This window comes from Nesterenkonia lutea (assembly GCF_014873955.1).
GTDB lineage: Bacteria > Actinomycetota > Actinomycetes > Actinomycetales > Micrococcaceae > Nesterenkonia > Nesterenkonia lutea.
Map to the genome: position 1 here is coordinate 2745777 of NZ_JADBED010000001.1, position 15077 is coordinate 2760853.

A 15077-nucleotide genomic window follows, 5' to 3' on the forward strand; every position below is an offset into this window, starting at 1 on the left:
GCTCCCTATGTCCCAGACTCCCAGTCTCCCAGACTCCCTACGGCTCGGGGCTCAGAATCCGCCGAAGGCCAGGAGCCCCGCGACCACGAGCATGATCGCACCGACCACCAGGTCGAGGACCTGCCAGGTGCGCGGCCGGTTCAGCCACTTGGAGAGCACAGCCCCGCCCAGGGCCAGCGTGCTGAACCACACCACCGAAGCGGTGACGGCGCCCACGGCGAAGAGCCATCGCTCATCGCCGAAGGTGTTGGCCATGGTTCCCAGCACCACCATCGTGTCCACCCAGGCATGGGGGTTGAGGATCGACACGCTCAGGCCCGTGGCGGCGATGGAGGAGATCCGAGTGACCTGCACCTTCTGGACCGTCTTCACGCCGGTGCCCGCTGCAGAGGGGGAGAGCACGGCGTCGTCGGTCCCCTGGCTGGACATCTCGACACGGACGCCAGGCTTCAGCGCCTGGCCCGCACGGTGTGCAGCCGCGAAGGAGCGGGCGGCGAACCAGGTCAGGTAGGCCACGCCGGCCCAGCGGAGGACCTCCATCAGCCATGGTGCGTGATCGAGCACCGCGCCGACACCTGCGGTCCCGAGGCCGATGAGCAGGATGTCGCCGAAGACGCAGCAGGAGACGGCGAGCAGCACACGGTCTCTGCGCAGACCCTGGCGCAGCAGCCAGGCGCTCTGCGGGCCGATGGCGACGATGAGGGCCAGGCAGGTCAGGAGTCCGGTGAGCACGATAGTCATGAGTCCCATCCTGGGGTCTGCAGCTCATCCATACCAGCTCATGATCCTTCACTATCTGAAGCAATGCTTCAGATGCGTGACTAGACTGGCGGGATGAACACAGATCACCTGCGGGCCTTCGTCGTCGCGGTGGACGAGGGGACCTTCGAGGCCGCCGCCGCGCTGCTGCAGATCTCGGGTTCGGCCTTCTCCCAGCGGATCAAGGCCCTGGAGCGGGAGGTGGGTCATGTGCTGGTGACCCGCACGATTCCCGTGATGCCCACAGAGTCGGGCACGGAGCTGCTGCGCATCGCGCGGCAGACCGTGACGCTGGAGGACGAGGCTCGCCGCAGCCTCGGCTTCCATCGGCTCCCGGGCCAGGCCGCCCCCACTGTGACCCTCTCTGTGGCAGTCAATGCCGATTCCCTGGCCAGCTGGTTCCTGCGCGTGCTGCAGGAGGCGGCGACCTGGGATGACGTGGAGCTGCACTTCTACGCCGAGGACCAGGAACACACGCACGAGCTGCTGCGCAACGGCACCGTGGCCGCCGCAGTGACCGAGAATCCGACCCCGGTCTCCGGTTGCCGTGCCACGGCGCTGGGAACCATGCGCTATTGGCCGGTGGCCAGCGCCGAGCTGCTGGATCGGCATCGCGGCGCAGACGGAGCGGTGGACTGGGAGCGGGTGCCGCTGATCGAGTACGGCATCCGTGACTCGCTGCAGCGCGGGGCTCTGCGCCGACTGGGGATCTCTGGGACGCCGACCACGCATATGGTGCCCTCGGTGGAGGCTTATAACGCGGGGGTGGGCTTCGGGCTGGGCTGGGGAATGATCCCCGAGTCGATGATTCCCCCCGGGCTGGTGGAGGGAACCCATCCGGACCTGGTGATCGTGGAGGCGATCGGGCCGCAGGAGACCACGCTGCACTGGCAGCACTGGTCCAGCACGATCTCCGTCATGGACCGCCTCACCCGAGCCGTTCGTCGGGCGGCGGCCCGCATGCGCTGAGGGCGGCGGCCCGCATGCGCTGAGGGCGGCGGAAACTCTTTCAAATTTTGAGGAATGCGGCGGCCGCGGGTGACGTTGTACCAGCCATGACCATCAGCACAGAGCGCCACAGCGATCAGTTCGAACTCGGCCTGCACACCTTCGGGGATGTCACCAAGACCCTCGACGGCGAGCAGGATGTCCCCCAGCCCCAGGTGCTGCGCAACGTCCTCGCCGAGGCCAAGATGGCCGACGCCTCAGGGGTGGATGTCATCGGCATCGGCGAGCACCACCGTCCCGATTACGCCATCTCCGCCCCCGACGTCGTGCTTTCAGCCATCGGGGCAGTCACCGAGCGCATCAAGCTCACCTCTGCCGTGACGGTGCTCTCCTCAGATGATCCGGTGCGCGTCTATCAGCGCTTCGCCACCATCGACGGGCTCACCGGTGGCCGCGCCGAGGTCTCACTGGGCCGCGGCTCGTTCATCGAGTCCTATCCGCTCTTCGGCTACGACCTCTCCGACTATGAGCAGCTGTTCGAGGAGAAGGTCGACCTCTTCTTCCGGCTGCGCAGCGAAGGGCCTGTGAGCTGGCAGGGCAACACGCGCGGCACGCTGAAGGACCAGGAGATCTACCCCAAGACCGAGCATGAGCACGGCCTGCCCACGTGGATCGCCGTGGGCGGGACCCCCAATTCAGTGGTGCGTGCGGCACGCCATGGCGCGGGGCTGGAGCTGGCGATCATCGGCGGCGCCCCTGAGCGGTTCCGTCCGCTGGCCCAGCTCTATCAGAAGGCGCTGGATGAGTTCGGCCACAGCGGCAGCCGTCGCGTGGCGGTCCACTCTCACGGATTCGTGGCCTCCACCGATGAGGAGGCCCTTGATGTCTTCTATCCCTCCTGGGCCGAGTCCATGGCCAAGCTGGGCCGGGAACGCGGCTGGGGCAACGGCCACCCGAGCCGCGCACAGTTCGAGCAGGAGGTCCATCAGGGAGCCCTGTACGTCGGATCCCCGGAGACGGTGGCGAAGAAGATCGTGCGCACGCAGAAGCTCTTGGGCAACAGCCGTTTCGGGATGAAATATGGCAACGCGAGCCTGGCGCATGAGCACATGCTCAGTGCCGTCGAGCTCTACGGCACCCAGGTCAAGCCGCTGGTGCTGGACATGCTCAGCGATTCCTGACCCGGCTCTGAGCCGGTGTCGGTTTCCCTGGAAGCGGGCACCGGTTCGGGGTGAAACGGTAGCGTGGCCGCCATGGCATCTCAGGAGACGGCTGGGGGGACGGCCCCCGGGCAGCAGGACACCCAGAATCAGGGCCAGGTGGATCAGGTCCGGGAGAATGAGTCTGTCGGCGGCGAACGCAGCATCATGGTCTACTCCGATCCAGGAAGAACCTCGTGGCTCCTGCGCAAGCTGTTTCAGCACCCTGACCGAGGCCGCAACGCCGACTGGGCACGTGGCGCGAGCGTCACGCACAAACAGGCGCTGATTCCGCTGCGTGAGGACGCCACACTTGACCTGGAGCTGGCAAAGCGATGGTCGCGCGAGGACGATGCAGACATCACCATCATCCTGACTGAGATTCCCAGGATGGCGGGCAAGCGCCCCAAGACCGCCGAGCTGCACTTCTCAGACGGTCTCGCGGTGATCTCGCTCCCCGCGCTGGGGCCGATGTTCGTCCTGCATTCCCTGCGCCGAGAACTCCACCGCGTGGTCACTGCCCTGCTCCATGAGTCGGTGGAGGCGGCGCGCGGCTACGACGGCTATTCCGCGCATGTGGAACCGCAGCAGGGAGAGGACTCCTTCTTCATATCCCCGGGCATGCTCTTCCCTGGGCGCGTGTGGCTGACCCTGGGAATGGTGGCCGCCAATGAGCCGATGTGGTCGCTGACCAAGCTCTCGGGCGTCTTCGCCGGTGCCGCAGCGACCGGAGCCTTCGGCGTCTTCTTCACCACCATCTGGGAGATGGCGAGTTTCCTCCCGCACTGGCGACTCGCCGTGGTCTCTGTGGCGGCCATCGCGATCGTCACCTCATGGCTGATCATCAGCAACAGGCTCTGGAACAGGCCCTCCGAGGTCGGCGGAGCCCGCGAGGCGTTCATGTACAACACCTCCACGGTCGTCAGCATGCTGGTCAGCGTGACCGTGCTCTATATCCTGCTGTTCGTCTCGATCCTGGTGGTGGGGCTGCTGCTCATCGAACCCAGGTTCATGTCCAACGTCCTGGGCGAGGACGCCGGCTTCATCAACTATGTGGAGATCGCCTGGCTCTCGGCCTCTCTGGGCACCTTCGCCGGGGCGATCGGCTCCAACTTCGACGACGACGCGGACCTGCAGAACCTCACGCAGGGTTCACGGGCGCTGCAGCGATACCCGAAGGACGAGGAGCAGCGCTAGCCGACGAGGCTCAGTCCCCAGGCCGCGAGCAGACCGAAACCTGCGCCCCAGAGGATCACTGACACGAGCATCCAGGCCATCACGGCATGGCGGGAGGCTCCGAAGGAGACCATCAGCGGGGCCGTGAACTGGCTCGGCAGCGCCAGGGGGCCGAGGATCGAGACCCCGGGGACGCCGAATCGATCAAAGATGCGCCGCACCTTCTCACGCTTGGCGGACTTCTCCGGGTCCACCGGTCGGGCACGCTTGTGCAGGATCGCGGTGCGCACCCAGTGGGCCACGTAGACCACCAGGATCAGTGAGAGCATATTGCCCACGACGGCGGCGATGATCGCCACGGCGGGATGCATCCCCGCCAGTATTCCGATGGGGGCGCCGAAGAAGGATTCCACGAAGGGGATCGCTGAGACCAGGATGACGCCCAGCCACTGCAGCGCGGCGGGCAGGTCCTGGGTCCAGTTCTGCAGGCCGGTGATCCAGTGGTCCTCACCCATGGTGGCGGCGAGATTGGTCGCGAGTGTCAGTGATTCGTACATGGGCTCATTCTTTCGAATCATTCGGGCCGCGTCGTCAGCCCCAGGGGTGAGCCTGGTTGCGCAGCTCACACGTTCTTGCACTTGTGCAAAGTTTCCCCGGTGCATAAGATGCATGAGTGCAAGAAACTATGAGTCAACGGGAACGCAACCAGCTCCAGAGCTGGAACGCCATCCACCGCGCCGCCTTCGAGCTGGCCAGGACGAGCGGGCCGGGTGCCGCCACGGTGGATGAGATCGCCGCTCGCGCCGGGGTGTCACGGCGAACGTTCTTCAACTACTTTCCGGTCAAGGAGGACGCGGTCCTCGGGACCCGGTCTGCGGAACTGGACCCTCTCGCCGTCGAACGCTTCCATGCCTCTGCGGAGGACGAGCTGACCCGGGTGGTGCATCTCTTTGTGGCCGTGGTCCGCACCTGCCTGCCGGAGGAGACCGCGGCCAGCCGCCGCCGAATCATCGCCGAGCACCCGCACCTGCGCGCCCGGCTGGCAGAGCTGCTGGCTCAGGTGGAGCAGCTCGTCCATGGTGCCGTGCACGCCGAGGCCGAGCAGGGCGGACTTCGTCTGCCCGGCGGTGGGGGAGAGCACGCCTTCGAGGCCCTGCTGATCCTGGCCGGAGGCATCACCAAGTTCACCTTCACCCGTTATCACGAGTCCGAGTCCGCGAGTCTCGACCCGTTCATCAGCGAGTCCATCGCCCAGTTCAGAAACGTCATGGAGAACACCCGATGACCAGTCACGACACCTCTTCTCCTTCGAAGACCACCCCGCCCAGCACTCCTGTCGGTCCGGTCCCGGGCTCTGCTCAGGCCGCTGAAGCTCCCGCGCCTGCGGAGCCGGAGACCGGGCATCTCGGTCTGATCTTCAGCGCGCTGATCCTTGCCATGCTCATGGCCTCGCTGGGCCAGACCGTGCTGGCCACGGCGCTGCCGACCATCGTGGGCGAGCTCGACGGCGTGGAGCATATGGCCTGGGTCATCACGGCCTTCATCCTCGCCTCCACCGTGATGATGCCCGTCTACGGCAAGCTCGGCGACATGTTCGGCCGCAAGCCGCTCTTCATGTTCGCCATCCTGACCTTCGTCATCGGTTCCGCACTCGGCGGCGCCGCGGACGGCATGGGTCAGCTGGTCGGTGCTCGCGTGATCCAGGGCATCGGCGGCGGCGGACTCATGATCCTGTCCCAGGCGACCATCGCCGACGTCGTCCCGGCCCGCGAGCGCGGAAAATACATGGGCGTCATGGGCGGCGTCTTCGCGTTCTCCTCGGTGGCCGGTCCGCTGCTCGGCGGCTGGCTCACCGACGGGCCCGGCTGGCGCTGGACGCTCTGGATGAATGTCCCGCTCGGACTGCTGGCCCTGGTGGGCATCGCCATCCTGTTGAAGCTCCCGGAGCGTCCCACCGAGAAGCGCGGACGCATCGACGTGTGGGGGATGGCGCTGCTCGCCGCCGCGACCACCGCCGTCGTGCTGGTGGCCACCTGGGGCGGCGGCGAGTATGCCTGGTCCTCCCCGCTCATCCTGGGACTGATCGCCGCGGCGATCATCACTGGAGCCATCTTCACCTGGGTCGAATCTCGGACTCCCGAGCCGATCATGCCGCTCATGCTCTTCCGCAACCGGAACTTCGTGCTCACCATGGTGGCGGGGCTGATCACGGGCGTGGCCATGTTCGGCGCGCTGGGGTACATGCCCACCTACCTGCAGATGGTCACCGGCTACAGCCCTGCCCAGGCGGGGATGCTGATGATCCCGATGATGGGCACGCTGCTGGTGGCGGGCATCGTCGTCGGCCGCAGGGTCAGCGCCACGGGCCGCTACAAGAAGGTGATGGTGGTCGGCAGTGTGATCACCGCACTCGGTCTCGGCCTGCTCTCCACGGTGAGCGCCGACTCTCCGGTGATCCTGGAGTGCCTCTACCTGGGCGTGCTCGGCCTCGGCCTGGGCTGCACCATGCAGCTGCTGACGCTGGTCGCGCAGAACTCCTTCGCGCTGCGCCACGTGGGCACCGCGACCGCGGGACAGAACTACTTCCGTCAGGTCGGGGCGACCCTGGGCTCCGCCGTCGTCGGTTCCCTCTTCGCCGCGCGGCTGACCCACCTGCTCAGCGAGCGGCTGCCTGCTGGTGCCGCCGATGGTGCCGGTGCGAACTCGCTGACCCCGGAGCTGGTGCGCGCGCTGCCGGATTCGATCTACACGGTGGTGGTGGAGTCCTATAACGAGGCGCTGATGCCGCTGTTCCTGGTGCTCGCACCGTTCGCGCTGATCGCCACGCTGATGCTGATCTTCGTCGACGAGAAGCCGCTGGCAACCACACTGGACCGCTGACTGCGGTGAACCGTCAGGGCCTGGTCAGTCGGGCGATGCCCAGGATGATCAGGGTGCCCACCGTGCTGCCGACCAGCACCATGATGGCTCCCACCACCCACAGCCCGGTCGAGTCCTCGCTGGCGGTCACGCTCCATGCCAGGGTGAACGAGGGCGGCAGCAGCAGCACGGTAGGCCAGCAGCGGTGGATCGAGGTCCAGATGGCGATGGCCACCAGTGTGATTCCACACCCGATGACCTGCCATGCGCGGTAGGGGCCGTGTTCCAGCCCGGTTGCCGAATCCACCCAGTACTCCTGGTCCCATCCCATCCACGCGAACCAGGAGGCGGCCGAGCCGAGGATCACGAAGGCGCTCCAGCCCAGCAGGCGGAGAAGCATCTGGGAGCGGGGCCCATGAGCGCGGGCGGAGGCGGAAGAGTCTGTCATAGCGCCATTATGTGCGGCCTGCGCATCTGCTGGGCGATCTGAGGGCGGTTCGGCGCAAAACCGGGCCAGAAATCCCCGCATATCACCCACCAGATGAGGTCAGGAGCAGAAATGGCGGGGCAGCGGAGGCGGCTCGCCTCGCCAGGTTCTTCTTCTACACGCTGTAGTAGACTCGCCCGCATCAGCCCAGGAAAGGGGTCTCCTGTGGTCCAGGGCGCGGCCCCGCCGCAGGCCAGTCGCTCCACGTTCGAAGGTCCAGATACTCCCATGACACACCAAGCAACCGCGTCCCCGCGCATGCAGGCGGCACGCATCAGCCTCCTCTCTGCCGCAGCCGGCATCGGGCTGAGCCTCGCCGCCGTCGCCGCGCCCGCCTGGGCACATGACTCCCTCATCTCCTCCTCTCCGGAGGCTGAGGAAGTCCTCGAGCGCAGCCCCGAGGAGATCACCCTTGAATTCTCCGGGGACGGACTGACCGACGGCGAGTCCATCGCCAACGTCATCGAGGTCAGCGACGCCGAAGGTGCGAACTGGCACGGCGAGACCGAGGTCGAGGGCTCCACCCTGTCCGCCGACCTCCCCGAGGAGCTGCCCGGGGGCGAATACACCGTGGCGTACCGGGCGGTCTACTCCGACGGCCACGCCGAGGAGCAGTCCTTCGACTTCGAGGTCGCGGACTCCGGGCCCGGCTCCGCCGCGGGGGAGCCGGACACTTCCGAGGACGACGACGCCGCGGCCGCTCCCAGCGAGCCGGCGGCGGAGGAGTCCGCCGCCGAAGATCCCGAAGCCCAGCAGACCATGACCCAGGCGCCCGCCGAGGAGGTCGGGTACAGCGTGGGGGTGCCCACCTGGGCGGTCGTGGCCGGGGGAATCGTCGTGCTGGGCCTGATCGCGGGCGCGGTCATCGCAGTGCTTCGCGGAAGGGCGCGGCGCCGGGGCTGACAGGCGCGCTGATGCCGGGCACGGGACCGCCGCCCTTCTGGCCAGCGGTGCGATGCGATTCAATGGAGGGATGAACTCCATGGTCTCTCTGATACTCAACGTCATCTGGCTGGTCTTCGGCGGTCTCTGGCTCGCGCTCGGCTACTTCCTCGCCGGGATCATCTGTTGTCTGCTGATCATCACGATCCCCTTCGGCATCGCATCCTTCCGCATCGGGGTCTATGCGCTGTGGCCCTTCGGGCGGACCATCGTGGATCGCAGCCCCCGGGGAGGCGGCCTGTTCTCCGCCGTGGGCAACGTCATCTGGCTGCTGGTGGCCGGAATCTGGATCGCCATCGGGCATGTGCTCACCGCGATCCCGATGTTCGTCAGCATCATCGGCATTCCGCTGGGCATCGCAAACCTGAAGCTGATCCCGGTCTCGCTGATGCCGCTGGGCAAGGTCATCGTCCCCTCCCGAGCGGTGCTGCCGACCTACCGGCACGCCTGAGCCTGCCGCACGCCACCGGGCGTCTGAGTCTGCATGCCACCGGGCGTCTGGGCCTGCCGGACGCCGGCGCATGAACCTCAGGGACGCCGGCTCCGCACTCTGCTTCAGCGCGGCGAGGATCCTCAGCCCTTGAGCAGGATCCGGCGCACGCCCCGGGAGATCGGAGCTTTGGCCAGCCGGGCGGGCTCGAAGCCGGGCAGCCTGCGCAGCACGGCCCGCTCGTGGCTGAACGTGGCCACGCTGTACTCGCCGTGGTATCTGCCCATGCCGCTGGCTCCCACGCCGCCGAAGGGGAGCGCGGAGACAGCCAGCTGGGTCATGACCGTGTTGAAGGTGATCCCGCCGGACGAGGTGCGCTGCAGCAGGTCCTCGCGGACCTCGGGACGCTCGGTGAAGGCGTAGAGGGCCAGCGGCTTCGGACGCTCGTTGATGAACTCGATGGCCTCGTGATGATCGCCCACCGCCAGGATCGGCAGGATCGGTCCGAAGATCTCGTCCTTCATGATGGCGGAGTCGGGGGCCACGTCGATCAGGACCGTCGGTGCCACGTATCTCGCGGCTGCATCGGCCGTGCCGCCCATCACGGGGATGCCGGAGCCGAGCAGCCCGGCGAGACGTTCGGTGTGGCGCTCATTGATGATGCGCCCGTAGTTCTTCGCGGTGCGCGGGTTCTTCCCGAAGGCCCGGGTCGTCACCCGGGCGATCTCCGCGGCCAGCGGCTCGGCCAGGGCGGGCGTGGTGAGCACGTAGTCCGGGGCCACGCACGTCTGGCCGCAGTTGCTGAACTTGCCCCACACGAGAGACTCGGCCGTCTGAGCGAGGTCTGCGGAGGCGTCGACCCAGACGGGGGACTTGCCGCCCAGCTCCAGGGTCACAGGCGTCAGATGTCTGGCGGCGGCGGCCATCACGATCGACCCCACAGCCCCGTTGCCGGTGTAGAAGATGTGATCGAAGCGGTGTTCGAGAAGTCGCGTGGTCACCTCGACTCCGCCCTCCACCACCTGGACGGCTTCACGGTCCAGGTACTCCGGCACCAGTCTCGCCACGGTCTGGGAGACGGTGGGAGCCAGCTCGCTGGGCTTGAGGACCACCGAGTTGCCGGCCGCCAGGGCGCCGATCAGCGGCATCAGCAGCAGGTGAAACGGGTAGTTCCAGGGTCCGATGATCAGGACCGTGCCCAGCGGCTGCGGCTGCACGTGTGCACGAGCCGTTCCTACGATGAACGGAACAGGGGTTCGTCGATCCCGAGTCCAGCGGCTCAGGTTCTTCAGGGCGTTCTTGACCTCAGATTTCACCGCCAGCACTTCGGTGAGGTGAGTCTCGACGTCGCTCTTGCCCAGATCCGCCTCCATCGCCGCATGAAACTCGCCGGCGCGCTCCTCGAGCAGTCGCAGCAGTGCCTCCAGCTGTTCGCGGCGCCACTGGAGGGGCTGGGTGAGCCCGGTCCGAAAGGCGTGCTGGGTTCCGGCCACCTGGGCGTCGAGGGTGCCCAGCGGCGTGGACACGTGCCGCTCGGACGGCGGGCGCTCGTCAGCTGCTAAGTAGGGAGTCATGGAGCGAACCTCTCGGGTCGGGGACTGCCACCACCCTACAGAGCAGCGATGCCGCAGCCGTCAGTCATGGAGCGGGGCGGTCAGCGGATCGGGGGACCGACGGTGGCGCCCGGTGGCGCTCTCGACGAGGAATCCCTCCCGGGCCCAGTACTCGAACCCGCCGATGAGCTCGCGAACTGCCGTGTGGCCCAGCGAGGCAAGGGTCAGCGCCGCTCGGGTGCTGCCGTTGCAGCCGGGCCCCCAGCAGTAGACGACGACGGCGCGATCCAGGTCTGAGCCCAGCTCAGCCGCCCGCTCGGAGAGTTCGGCGTTGGGCATGTGCAGGGCACCGGGGATATGGCCCTGGTTCCACGCTTCGGCAGAGCGGACGTCGACCACCAGCGGGGAGGCCCCGGCCGCGCGATCGGCGGCGAGGTCTGCCGGGTCGGTCTCGAAGCTGAGCTTTGCGGAGAAGAACTCCACGGCAGTCAGTGCAGGTGTCATCGGTCCATTGAACACCAGGGGCGTCTTTCGAATGGACCGCACCAGCATGAGTGTCACGCGCGGGCTTCCCGCGGCCACGTTGCTTTAGGGCAACTAATAGTTATACCGTCTAACAGTAAGCAGGATCAAGAGGTACATGGGTGGCCGCCCCGGGGGCGGTCGCAAGTGGGTATGGAGAAACCAGATGAGTGCACAGGCAGTCCCCCCGCAGCATCAGCGGATCAGACATCGTCATGACTCCGCGAGCGCGGACGTCAGCGAAGATGACAGCGCAGCCGGCTGGGCCGGCAGGTGGTCCTGGAGTGGGGGCACGAGAGCTCAGGTGCACTCGATATGACCAGATGGCCAAGGCGGCCTCCGCCGGGCTGATGTCCCACCCCCAGGTCGAATGCGCCATAGTGGAGATCTCCGGGGATGAGGCTGACCTCGTGTTCCATCTCAACTGCACGGTCACGGCAGAGTCGGACCCCTCAGACCTGATGGAGACGGTGTCCCACGGGGTGATCTCCAACATCGAGCGCATGCTGGGCACAAGCTTCACCTCGCGCCGTCTGCATTTCAACCGCAGTCTCTACCGCGACACATCAGCACGATGATCCACCCAAGACCGGCATCCTCACTCGGAGTAGGTCCATGATGGACATCACGCTGGTCGCGACGCTCAACGCGTTCCTCATGGCCGCCCTCGTGCTCACGGTGCCTGCCCTGGTGATCATCGGAGTCTGGACGGCGGTCGGGGAATTTCTGCGCGGCTGAATGCCTTCCACCGTCCATGACCTCCTCCGACGAAACCTCGTCCTCTCCCGCGACTCGCACCGCACTGATCGTGGGCGCCTCGGGGATCACTGGATCGGCGATCGGCGAACAGCTCGTCGCCGAAGGTTGGGATGTGCTGGCGCTTTCGCGCAGCGCATCTTCCACGCCGGGGCTGCGCGGGGTGGCCGCCGATCTCCGCGACCCTGCGAGCTTGACTGCGGCGCTCGCGGAGCACCGACCCACTCATGTCTTCTTCACCGCCTGGCAGAAGCAGGACACCGAGGCCGAGAACATCCGGGTCAACCAGGCGATGCTGCATGACCTTCTTGCAGCGCTCTCCCATGCCCCGCTCGAGCATGTGGCCATCGTGACCGGGTTGAAGCACTATCTGGGCCCTTTCGAGGCCTATGCCGCCGGTGCCACGCCCGAGACTCCTTTCCACGAGGAGGAGCCGCGGCTGGAGACCCCCAACTTCTACTACGCGCAGGAGGATGAGCTGTTCGCCGCGGCGGAGACCCAGGGATTCACCTGGTCCGTCCACCGTGCGCACACGATCATCGGGCACGCTGTGGGCAATGCGATGAACATGGGCCTGACCATCGCGGTCCAGGCCACGCTGGCCAAGGAGCTCGACCTTGACTTCGTGTTCCCGGGCAGTGAGCAGCAGTGGAACGGGCTCACCGACATGACCGACGCCGGCCTGCTCGCCGAGCAGATGATCTGGGCCTCCACTGATCCGGCAGGGGCGAACGAGCCGTTCAACATCGTCAACGGCGACGTGTTCCGGTGGCGGTGGATGTGGCCCCGCCTCGCCGCCGACCTCGGGGTCGCCCCCGAGCGCGTGGTCGGATTCTCCGCGACCCCTCGCCCGCTCGAGGAGCAGATGGCACCGCACGAGTCCGCATGGCCCGCGATCGCGGAGAAGCATGGACTGGTGGAGACGGACATCAACAGACTCGCCTCCTGGTGGCACACCGATGCCGACCTGGGGCGTGAGATGGAGGTCGTCACGGACATGGGCAAGAGCCGCGACGCCGGATTCCTCGCCCACCGCAGAACCGAGCAGGCGTTCAAAGACCTCTTCGCCCGCTACCGCGCGGACCGGGTCATCCCCTGAATCTCTCCACGGTCTGCACTGTGAGTCAGTCCTGGACCGCAGCAACGGCCTCGATCTCGACCAGCTGATGCTCATACCCGAGCATGGAGACGCCGAGCAGCGTGCTGGGCGGATCGTGGTCACCGAAGGCGGAGCGCACCGCTCTCCAGGTCTCAAGAAGATCTGCGCGGCGGGCTGACGCGACGAGCACGCGCGTGTTCACCACGTCCTGGAGACCGGCTCCGGCGTCTCGCAGGGCAGTGCGCAGGTTCTCCACGCACTGTTCGGCCTGGGCGGTGCAGTCATCGATCCCCACGGTGAAGCCGTCCTCGTCCAGCGGGCAGGCGCCAGCCATGAAGATCAGCCTCGACCGCCCCGGCACCTGTGCGGCGTAGGCGTATTCGACTCCCGGGAACAGCGATGCCGAGCGGATGAATCGGGTTGACGCTGTCATCGGGACTCCTCAGTCTCAGGCGATGCACTGTGCCGCGTCGACGCGTCGTCCCGCGCGAGCTTCAGCAGCTCGGTCTCGCGGCAGGTCTCCCTCCGGGAGGCCGTCTTGTATCAGCCTACGCGAATGCTTATACTTGTCCCTACAACCAATAAATCCACCCACTTTGGAATCCAGGTGCAAGACCATGTCCCACACTGCCTCTGACGAGCAGACGCTCAGCTCCGCCGCCGCCATGGACGCGGTGACACTTCACGTCGGCGATCTCGAGCTGATGTCCTCCTACTACAACCAGGCCCTCGCGCTCGCCCCCGTGGAGGAGATCGCCCGGGGTGGCCAGGTGCATCGCGTCCTGGGTCGAGGCAGCGTCCCGATGCTGCGCCTCGTGCACACGCCGGATCTTCCATCCGTCAACCCCCGGGACGCGGGGCTGTTTCACACGGCGTTCCTCTTCGAGAGTCCTGCGGCGCTGGCGGCAACGGTGCATCGGGCCGCCTCCGATTCGCGGTCGCAGTTCGTGGGATCCAGTGATCACCTGGTCAGTGAGGCCTTTTACTTCACGGATCCGGAGGGCAACGGAATCGAGGTGTACCGGGACCGGCCGCGGGAAAAGTGGGAGTACCGCAACGGGGAGCTGCAGATGGCGAGCTACCCGTTGGATCCGACGGAGTACCTGCGGCGGCATCTTGGAGATGCTCCGGCGGGAACGCCGAGCGCCCCGGGAACGGTGGGTCATGTCCACCTGCAGGTCGGTGACGTGGATCAGGCGCGTGCGTTCTACGTGGAGGCTCTGGGCTTTCAGACCACCGTGAGCAGCTATCCGGGTGCACTCTTCGCCGCCGCTGGCGGGTATCACCACCATGTGGCCATGAACATCTGGAACAGTCGAGGAGCCGGTCCTCGTGCCGCCCGGCTGGGACTGGGTGATGTCGCCATCTCGGTTCCGCTGCGTGAAGACCTCGATGCCCTGGCCGCCCGGCTGCGGGCGCGCAGCATCTCCCATGACGACGACGGGCGTCGGATCGCCACTCGTGACCCGTGGGGCACCCAGGTCACTGTCGCGCTGCCGGGTGGGACGACGGAGGAGCTTCTCGCGCGCTAGACCGTCCAGTTGAAGAGGCGCTGGCCGCTCCTGCGTCGCCGGCAGGCCGGCGGCGTTCTGGGGGCGGGGCTCTGCGGACGAGGTGATCACCCAAGCGGCCGTGGCGCGCACCGCATCGTGGCTGCCGCTGCACACGTCTCCCCAGGAGCGTGTATACCAAGGTCTGGGCCACAGCATGCATGCGGAGCAGATCAGCGACGCGCAGCAGTTCTGCCGAGCTGAGCTCGCGGCGGGTTCAGTCGAGGGAGGCTGAATCTGCGGAGACCGAGGGATGCCGACGTGCCTGTTCCGCAGTCACGTCGGCATCATGGGCCGCGTAGAGCGGACGCAGGGTGTCCCCCGCGTCGAGGCGATCCAGGATGCGGCTCGTGATATCGGTGAGCTGGGTGACCTGCTCGGGGCTCAGCCCGTCCAGCACCAGTGAACGGACCGCCTCGACATGCCCCGGCGCCGCCGCGACGACCTTCTCCCATCCGCTCTCGGTGAGCACGGCATTCGTGGCGCGGCGGTCCTCCTCACAGGGGCTGCGCCTGAGGTATCCCCGCTTCTCGAGCCGGGAGACCACATGGGACAGGCGCGGGAGCGTGGCGTTGGTCACCTGTGCCAGGTAGGTCATCCGGAGCGTCTGATTCTCCGATTCCGAGAGGAAGGAGAGCACCCGGTAGTCAAAATGGGTCAGTTCGGCATCCCGACGAAGCTGGCCGTCGAGGGCACCGGGCAGCATCTCCAGGATGGAGGCGAGCCTCACCCAGGCGGCGAGTTCATACGATGTCAGCCAACGGGTGGTCATGGTTCTTCTCTCTGCGGGACGCGAA

General features: G+C 66.9%; 18 protein-coding genes. 11 read left to right on the plus strand and 7 right to left on the minus strand.

Annotation, left to right across the window (positions count from 1 at the left end; translation table 11 throughout):
* Positions 1 to 51 precede the first annotated feature (51 nt).
* A complete protein-coding gene (locus H4W27_RS12485) occupies positions 52 to 741 on the minus strand; it encodes a LysE/ArgO family amino acid transporter (RefSeq protein ID WP_192596221.1) in 690 nt (229 codons plus the stop codon).
* Between the two features lie 93 nt (positions 742 to 834).
* Between H4W27_RS12485 and H4W27_RS12490 the strand changes: the two genes are divergently transcribed.
* The 3 genes from H4W27_RS12490 to H4W27_RS12500 all read left to right on the plus strand — a co-directional run bounded on the left by H4W27_RS12490 (position 835) and on the right by H4W27_RS12500 (position 4103).
* Positions 835 to 1728 (plus strand): ArgP/LysG family DNA-binding transcriptional regulator, encoded by an 894-nt coding sequence (locus tag H4W27_RS12490; RefSeq protein ID WP_192596222.1) that lies wholly within the window; start codon positions 835 to 837, stop codon positions 1726 to 1728.
* Between the two features lie 86 nt (positions 1729 to 1814).
* Positions 1815 to 2888 carry an LLM class flavin-dependent oxidoreductase gene (locus H4W27_RS12495; protein WP_192596223.1) on the plus strand — a complete coding sequence of 358 codons (1074 nt, stop codon included), beginning with the start codon at positions 1815 to 1817 and terminating at the stop codon, positions 2886 to 2888.
* A 72-nt stretch (positions 2889 to 2960) separates the two neighbouring features.
* On the plus strand, positions 2961 to 4103 hold the full coding sequence (locus tag H4W27_RS12500; protein ID WP_192596224.1) for a hypothetical protein: 1143 nt from the start codon (positions 2961 to 2963) through the stop codon (positions 4101 to 4103).
* Here the strand turns inward: H4W27_RS12500 and H4W27_RS12505 are convergent.
* Positions 4100 to 4639 (minus strand): small multi-drug export protein, encoded by a 540-nt coding sequence (locus H4W27_RS12505; protein ID WP_192596225.1) that lies wholly within the window; start codon positions 4637 to 4639, stop codon positions 4100 to 4102. The two genes, H4W27_RS12500 and H4W27_RS12505, sit on opposite strands and share 4 nt — an antisense overlap.
* Before the next feature lie 128 nt (positions 4640 to 4767).
* Here H4W27_RS12505 and H4W27_RS13710 point away from each other — a divergent pair, with 128 nt between their 5' ends.
* The gene (locus H4W27_RS13710; RefSeq protein WP_225939116.1) at positions 4768 to 5367 is read left to right on the plus strand and encodes a TetR family transcriptional regulator; all 600 of its coding nucleotides are present in this window, start codon (positions 4768 to 4770) and stop codon (positions 5365 to 5367) included.
* The gene (locus H4W27_RS12515; protein ID WP_192596226.1) at positions 5364 to 6962 is read left to right on the plus strand and encodes an MDR family MFS transporter; all 1599 of its coding nucleotides are present in this window, start codon (positions 5364 to 5366) and stop codon (positions 6960 to 6962) included. The genes H4W27_RS13710 and H4W27_RS12515 overlap by 4 nt, the downstream gene beginning before the upstream one ends.
* Positions 6963 to 6975: 13 nt before the next feature.
* On the opposite strand, the gene H4W27_RS12520 is transcribed toward H4W27_RS12515, so the two are convergent.
* Positions 6976 to 7389 (minus strand): hypothetical protein, encoded by a 414-nt coding sequence (locus tag H4W27_RS12520; protein WP_192596227.1) that lies wholly within the window; start codon positions 7387 to 7389, stop codon positions 6976 to 6978.
* Between the two features lie 267 nt (positions 7390 to 7656).
* Here H4W27_RS12520 and H4W27_RS12525 point away from each other — a divergent pair, with 267 nt between their 5' ends.
* Both H4W27_RS12525 and H4W27_RS12530 read left to right on the plus strand, forming a co-directional pair.
* Positions 7657 to 8331 carry a copper resistance CopC family protein gene (locus H4W27_RS12525; RefSeq protein WP_192596228.1) on the plus strand — a complete coding sequence of 225 codons (675 nt, stop codon included), beginning with the start codon at positions 7657 to 7659 and terminating at the stop codon, positions 8329 to 8331.
* Positions 8332 to 8401: 70 nt separating this feature from the next.
* Complete coding sequence (locus tag H4W27_RS12530) at positions 8402 to 8821, plus strand: YccF domain-containing protein (protein WP_192596229.1); 420 nt, start codon at positions 8402 to 8404, stop codon at positions 8819 to 8821.
* Positions 8822 to 8943: 122 nt separating this feature from the next.
* Here the strand turns inward: H4W27_RS12530 and H4W27_RS12535 are convergent, their stop codons facing one another.
* Together H4W27_RS12535 and H4W27_RS12540 are read right to left on the minus strand one after the other, a co-directional pair.
* Positions 8944 to 10374: an aldehyde dehydrogenase family protein gene (locus H4W27_RS12535; RefSeq protein ID WP_192596230.1), complete on the minus strand. Its 1431-nt coding sequence runs from the start codon at positions 10372 to 10374 to the stop codon at positions 8944 to 8946.
* Between the two features lie 60 nt (positions 10375 to 10434).
* Positions 10435 to 10857, minus strand: a complete 423-nt coding sequence (locus H4W27_RS12540; protein WP_192596231.1) for a rhodanese-like domain-containing protein — start codon at positions 10855 to 10857, stop codon at positions 10435 to 10437.
* A gap of 341 nt (positions 10858 to 11198) precedes the next feature.
* Between H4W27_RS12540 and H4W27_RS12545 the strand changes: the two genes are divergently transcribed.
* From H4W27_RS12545 to H4W27_RS12550, 3 genes are read left to right on the plus strand one after another with little or no spacing between them, the layout of a single operon-like run.
* Positions 11199 to 11453 (plus strand): hypothetical protein, encoded by a 255-nt coding sequence (locus H4W27_RS12545; RefSeq protein WP_192596232.1) that lies wholly within the window; start codon positions 11199 to 11201, stop codon positions 11451 to 11453.
* A 37-nt stretch (positions 11454 to 11490) separates the two neighbouring features.
* Positions 11491 to 11613: a hypothetical protein gene (locus H4W27_RS13770; RefSeq protein ID WP_264080983.1), complete on the plus strand. Its 123-nt coding sequence runs from the start codon at positions 11491 to 11493 to the stop codon at positions 11611 to 11613.
* Positions 11614 to 11629: 16 nt separating this feature from the next.
* Complete coding sequence (locus tag H4W27_RS12550) at positions 11630 to 12730, plus strand: SDR family oxidoreductase (protein WP_192596233.1); 1101 nt, start codon at positions 11630 to 11632, stop codon at positions 12728 to 12730.
* Positions 12731 to 12755: 25 nt separating this feature from the next.
* Here the strand turns inward: H4W27_RS12550 and H4W27_RS12555 are convergent, their stop codons facing one another.
* Positions 12756 to 13163, minus strand: coding sequence for a RidA family protein (locus tag H4W27_RS12555; RefSeq protein WP_192596234.1), 408 nt, complete (start codon positions 13161 to 13163; stop codon positions 12756 to 12758).
* A gap of 184 nt (positions 13164 to 13347) precedes the next feature.
* Between H4W27_RS12555 and H4W27_RS12560 the strand changes: the two genes are divergently transcribed.
* Positions 13348 to 14262, plus strand: coding sequence for a VOC family protein (locus H4W27_RS12560; protein ID WP_192596235.1), 915 nt, complete (start codon positions 13348 to 13350; stop codon positions 14260 to 14262).
* Between the two features lie 235 nt (positions 14263 to 14497).
* On the opposite strand, the gene H4W27_RS12565 is transcribed toward H4W27_RS12560, so the two are convergent.
* Positions 14498 to 15052: a MarR family winged helix-turn-helix transcriptional regulator gene (locus H4W27_RS12565; RefSeq protein ID WP_192596236.1), complete on the minus strand. Its 555-nt coding sequence runs from the start codon at positions 15050 to 15052 to the stop codon at positions 14498 to 14500.
* Positions 15053 to 15077 lie beyond the last annotated feature (25 nt).